2 protein-coding genes and 1 pseudogene are annotated in these 5,891 nt (G+C 74.2%); 1 reads left to right on the forward strand and 2 read right to left on the reverse strand.

The genetic code is table 11. From position 1 onward, the window contains the following. Positions 1-717, forward strand: a pseudogene (locus HW445_RS16110) (hypothetical protein); the annotation flags it as partial. 48 nt (positions 718-765) lie between these two features. Here HW445_RS16110 and HW445_RS16115 read toward each other — a convergent pair. Together HW445_RS16115 and HW445_RS16120 are read right to left on the reverse strand one after the other, a co-directional pair. Next, complete coding sequence (locus HW445_RS16115) at positions 766-4,803, reverse strand: type I polyketide synthase (RefSeq protein ID WP_374939661.1); 4,038 nt, start codon at positions 4,801-4,803, stop codon at positions 766-768. Beyond that, positions 4,800-5,891 (reverse strand): beta-ketoacyl reductase (locus tag HW445_RS16120; protein WP_180221710.1); only part of this gene is annotated, 1,092 nt, incomplete at its 5' end. The genes HW445_RS16115 and HW445_RS16120, both read right to left, overlap by 4 nt.

Here is a 5,891-nt window from a genome sequence, read left to right on the forward strand (position 1 = left end):
CAGGACGCCGGGAGCCTGCTCGTCTTCGACAGCAGGATCAATCCCTTCGAGCGGCTGGAGCCGTCGTTCGCCGCCCTCGGCGTGCGCATGGAGTTCCCCTGGACCACGGGCGCCAGGACGGCGTTCTCGCTGACCCTGGTCGCGCACCGCGACGAGGGGGGCGGCCTGGTGCTGACGGCGGAGCACGACCGCGGACGTCTGCCCGACGTGTCGGGGGTGCTCTCGCACTGCGTGCGTCTGCTGCGGAGCTTCCCCTCCGACGCCGACGACGCGACGCCCATCGCCCGGCTGCTGGAACTGCTGCCCGGCACCTCGGCCTCCGGCCCGCCGTTCGTGACCCTGCGGCCCGGGACGGGCCGGGTGATCGGGCTGGTGCCCTCCCCCGGCGCCCCGCTCTCCTGGTACGTCCGGCTCGCCCAGCTGTACACCGGGCCGGAGGAACTGATCCTGCTGCGCTCGGGCGAGGACCAGGTCCGCTCGTGGCACGAGGTGCTGCGGGTCGTCGCCGGCGACCGCCTGGCCGCGCTGGGCACGTTCTCCGGCGGCGGAGAGGCCGCCTGGGAGCTGGCGCGGCTGGTCGGCGAGGACACGCGGAACCTTCCCGCGGTGGTCGTCGCCGCGGCGTCGGCGTCCGGCGGGACGCAGGCCCTGGCCACCCGCCTCGGCAAGGCGGTGCGGCCCTCGGGCGTCTCCCGCCCGCGGGACCGCCGCCCCTGACGGTGCGGGGACCCGGCGGAGGGCTCCGCCGGGTCCCCGCACCGCATGTCACAGCCCCCGGTCGGCCAGCCACTCCTGGATCCGCTTGGCCACGTCCTCGGAGTGGTCGCCCAGCATGGTGAAGTGGTCGCCGGGGACGTCCACGACCTCGTGCGGGTGGGGCCAGCTGGCGTGCCAGTCGCCGTCCTCCGGGACGGTGCCGAGCGGGGTGTCCGCACGGACCAGCAGGGTCGGCACGTCCAGCCGCTGGGCCTTCCAACTGCTGAAGAACTGCAGGTAGGCCGCCCAGGCGGTGGTGCGGTAGTCGTCCATGGGCGTGAAGGCGGTGTCCCGTTCCACCATGCCGTCGAGCATCTGGGGAATCCAGTCCACCAGGATCGGGCTGTCGAACGGATAGCTGTCCATCAGGACCACCGCGGCCGGCGGGCGTCCCTGGCGGGCCAGTTCCAGCGACAGGACGTTGGCCACCATGGCGCCGCCGGAATGGCCGGTGAGGACGAACGGCGCGTCACCGACGGTGCGCAGCACGGTGTCGGCGTGGGTGCGGGTCAGGACGTCCAGGTCCTGCGGGAGGGGCTGGCCGGCCGAGAAGCCGGGGTGCGGCAGCGCGTAGACGTCCCGGGCGCCCCGGAATCCGGCGGCCAGCCGGGCGTACTCGTGCGCGCCCGACAGCATCGACATGGTGCAGCAGCTGATCAGGGCGGGGGCCCCACCTCCGGCGCGCCCGGAGAGGGGGACGGCCCGGTGGGGCGTCTCCAGGGCGGTGTGGTCGTCGTAGACCGGCCGGAAGGACGCCAGGTTGATCAGCAGTTCGGTGTACTCGGCGGGCCGGCCGGTGTCGCGGCTGTGCCGGAACAGCTCTCCCAGCAGGTGGCTCTCCGCCGCGGCCTCCTGCGGTGCCTCCTCCTCGTCGCCGCCCAGGACCCGCGCCGCCAGGTGCCGGGCCAGCCGGACCGGCGTGGGGTGGTCGAACAGCAGGGTCGCGGACAGGTCGACGCCGAGGGCCTGGCGCAGGTTGTTGCGCAGCCGCAGGGCGGTCAGGGAGTCGAAGCCCTGCTCGAGGAAGTTGGTGTCGGTCTCGACGACGTCGGCGGACGCGTGGCCGAGGACCGCGGCGGCGTGCTGGGTCACCAGGCCGAGGAGGGCCCAGTGGCGCTCCGCCGCCGGGACCTCACGCAGCCGCGCCGCGAACTCGCGTCCGGCGGCGGCCTCCTCCTCGTCGACCTCGCCGTCCGGAGCGTCGCCGGACGGTTCCGTCGCCGCGGGGACCGGTGAGAGGGCGCCGGGGGCCGGCGGGTCGGGCCAGAAGTGCCTCCGCTGGAAGGGATAGGTGGGCAGGCCGGTGCGGCGGGCGCCGGTACCGGCGAAGACGGTGTCCCAGTCGACGGCCACACCGTGGCAGTGGGCCTCCGCCAGGGAGGTCAGGAAGCGTTCCGGTCCGCCCTCGTCGCGGCGGAGGGTGCCGAGGACGGCGGCTGCCGCGCCGACGTCCTCCACGGTGCCCTGGAGACCGATGGCGAGGACCGGGTGAGGGCTGACCTCGACGAACACCCCGTGCCCGTCGGCGAGGGCGGCACGGGCCGCGTTCTCGAACTCGACGGTGCCGCGCAGGTTGTCGTACCAGTAGCCGCCGTCCATCGCCGTCTCGGTCACGTCCAGCAGGCGACCGGTGAGAGAGGAGTAGAGGGGCGTGCCGCCCTGCCGGGGGGTGATGCCCGTCAGGAGGCGGGCGAGTTCGTCCCGGATGGCCTCGACGTGGGCGGAGTGGGAGGCGTAGTCCACGTCGACCTTGCGGGCCCGGACCTCGTTGCCCTGGCAGTGGGCCAGGAACTCGTCCAGTGCGTCGACGTCACCCGACACCACCGTCGCGGCGGGGCCGTTGACGGCGGCGACGGAGATTCGCCCGCCCCACGCGGCGATCGCCTCGCGGACGGTGTCCGCCGCCTGGGCGACCGAGACCATGCCACCGAGACCCGCCAACGCCGTGATCGCCCGGGACCGAAGGGCGACGACCTTGGCGGCGTCCTCCAGCGACAGGATCCCCGCCACCGCGGCGGCGGCGATCTCGCCCTGGGAGTGACCGATCACCGCGGCCGGCTGGACGCCGTAGGAACGCCAGAGTTCGGCGAGGGAGACCATGACGGCCCACAGCACCGGCTGGACGACGTCCACCCTCTCCAGGCCCTCACCGGAGCGCACGACGTCCAGCAGGGACCAGTCGGTGTGCGGAGCCAGAGCCGCCGCGCACTCCGCCATCCGCGCCGCGAACACCGGCGAGGAGTCGAGGAGTTCGACGGCCATGCCCGCCCACTGGGCGCCCTGGCCGGGGAAGACGAACACCGGACGCGTCCCGCGTCCCGCGACGCCCGCGACGACGGCGGGCGCGGGCGCGCCCGACACGATCGACGCAAGCGCGGTCTCGAGGTCCTGCCGCCCGGCGGCCACCACCGCCGCACGGTGGTTGAACGCGGTACGGGTGAGGGCCAGGGAGTAGCCGACGTCCGCGACCGGCACGTCCGGGTTCTCCCGGACATGCGTCAGCAGCCGCTCCGCCTGCGCCTTCAGCGCCTGCTCCGACTTGGCGGACAGCACCCACGGCACCACCGCGAGCCCGTCCCCGGCCGGAGCCGTGCTGCCCGACGTGGTGCCGGCGGCCGCTACGTCGTCCGAAGCGGCGTCCGGCTCGACGGCCTCCGGCTCGGGGGCCTGCTCGAGGATGATGTGCACGTTCGTGCCGCTCATGCCGAAGGAGGACACGGCGGCGCGCCGCGGCCTGCCGGTCTCCGGCCACGGGCGGGCCTCGTCGAGCAGCCGTACCGCACCGGCCGACCAGTCGACGTGCGGGGAGGGCTCGTCGGCGTGCAGGGTCTTCGGAAGCACCCCGTGCCGCATCGCCATCACCATCTTGACGACGCCCGCGACGCCGGCGGCCGCCTGCGGATGGCCGATGTTCGACTTCAGCGAGCCGAGCCAGAGGGGACTGTCCTCGGGGCGGTCCTTGCCGTAGGTGGCGAGCAGCGCGCGGGCCTCGATGGGGTCGCCCAGCGTCGTGCCCGTGCCGTGCGCCTCCACCACGTCCACGTCGGCCGCGGTGAGACGGGCGTCGGCGAGCGCCTGGCGGATGACGCGGCGCTGCGCCGGACCGCTGGGCGCGGTCAGCCCGTTGCTGGCGCCGTCCTGGTTGACGGCGGAGCCGCGGATGACCGCCAGCACCTCATGACCGTTGCGGCGGGCGTCGGAGAGCTTCTCCAGGAGGAGCATGCCCACGCCCTCGGCCCATCCGGTGCCGTCGGCGTCGGCGGAGAACGCCTTGCAGCGGCCGTCGCCGGCGAGCCCGCCCTGCTTGCTGAACTCCGCGAAGACGCCCGGGGTCGCGATCACGGCCGCGCCGCCGGCGACCGCCAGCGAACACTCGCCGCGGCGCAGCGACTGGACCGCCAGGTGCAGCGCCACGGACGACGACGAGCAGGCCGTGTCCACGGTGACCGCCGGTCCCTCGAGCCCGAAGGTGTAGGACAGCCGCCCGGAGAGCACACCGCCCGCGGTGCCGGTGAGCAGGTAGGACTCGCTCCCCTGGGCGTCGCCGTACATGGTGGCGCTGTACCCGGAGGCCGAGCAGCCGACGAAGACGCCGGTGGGCGACCCCTTCAGCGAGGCCGGATCGAAGCCACCGCGTTCGAGCACCTCCCAGGTGGCCTCCAGCAGCAGGCGCTGCTGGGGGTCCATCGCCAGGGCCTCGCGGGGGCTGATGCCGAACGGTGCCGGGTCGAAGCGCGACGCGTCGTGGACGAATCCGGCCTCCAGGGTGACCGGCGCGTCCTCCGGTTCACCGGGGCCGCGCAGCCAGGCGGGGTCCCACCCCCGGTCGGTGGGCACCGACGACACGGCGTCCGTGCCGTCGAGCACCAGCTGCCACAGCGCCTCGGGCGAGACGGCTTCGCCCGGCAGCCTGCAGCTCATCGCGACGACGGCGACGGGCTCGGTGGCCGTGTCGGCCAGCTTCCGGTTCAGCACCCGCAGCCGCTCGTTGTCCACCAGGGCGGAGCGCAGCGCCTCGACTATCTGGTCGGTACCCGCGTTCATCAGCTGTTCGTCTCCAAGGCCATGCGGATCAGGTCCTGGACGTCCATGTCCCTGATCTGGTCGCTGCGGTCGGTGCGGTCTCCCTCGGCGGCCGGGTCGGGGTCGGCCGCCGCGAGCGCCGCCTCGGTCCCGTCCTCGTCCGCTGCCAGTCCCAGTTCGCGGCGGAGTCTCACCGCGAGGGCCTCGGGGGACGGTTCGTCGAAGACGATCGTCGACTCGAGGTCGAGGCCGGTCTTGTCGTTGAGGCGGTTGCGCAGTTCGATGCCCATGACCGAGTCGAAGCCGAGGTCGCGGAAGGCGCGGTCGGCTTCCACCGCGTGGGCGGACGTGTGTCCGAGCACGCGGGCGGCCTCCGCCTGGACCAGTTCCTGCAGGAGGCGGCTCTGTTCGTCGGCCGGCACGGAGAGGAGCTGCCGGCGGAACGCCTCGGAGGTGTCCTCCTCGGCCTCTCCGGAGGGCGAGGGACCGTCGGCGGCCGTCCCGCGGCGCGGGTCGTACAGCTCGCCCAGCAGGGCGCTGGGGCGCATCGCGGTGAACGAGGGCGCGAACTTCTCCCAGGCCACCTCGGCGACGGTCGTGCAGGGGTCGCCCAGGGTGAGGGCCTGTTCCATCGCCGCGATCGCGACGTCCGGGTCCATGAGGGTCAGCCCGCGCCGCTCCAGCTGCTCCACGGCTTCGCCCTGGGCCAGGCCTCCGCCGGCCCAGGGGCCCCAGGCGACGGAGGTGGCGGCCAGGCCGCGGGCACGGCGCTGTTCGGCGAGGGCGTCGAGGTAGGTGTTGGCCGCGGCGTACCCTCCCTGCCAACCGCTGCCCCAGGTGGCGGCGATGGAGGAGAAGAGGACGAACGCGTCGAGGTCGGCGTCGGCGAAGACGGCGTGCAGGTTGGCGGCACCGGTCACCTTGGCGTCCATCACCTCGGCGAGTTCCGCGCGGGTCATGGCGGCGAGGGCCGTCGCCTGCCCGACTCCGGCGGTGTGGACGACGGCGCGTACCGGGGTGCCGTCGGCGCGGAGGGTGTCGGCGAGGGCGGTGAGGGCGTCGCGGTCGGTGGCGTCGCAGGCCACGACGGTGGCCGTCGCCCCCAGTTCCTC

Origin of the sequence: Streptomyces sp. UH6 (genome assembly GCF_013421635.1) — a bacterium.
Classification (GTDB): domain Bacteria; phylum Actinomycetota; class Actinomycetes; order Streptomycetales; family Streptomycetaceae; genus Streptomyces; species Streptomyces abyssomicinicus.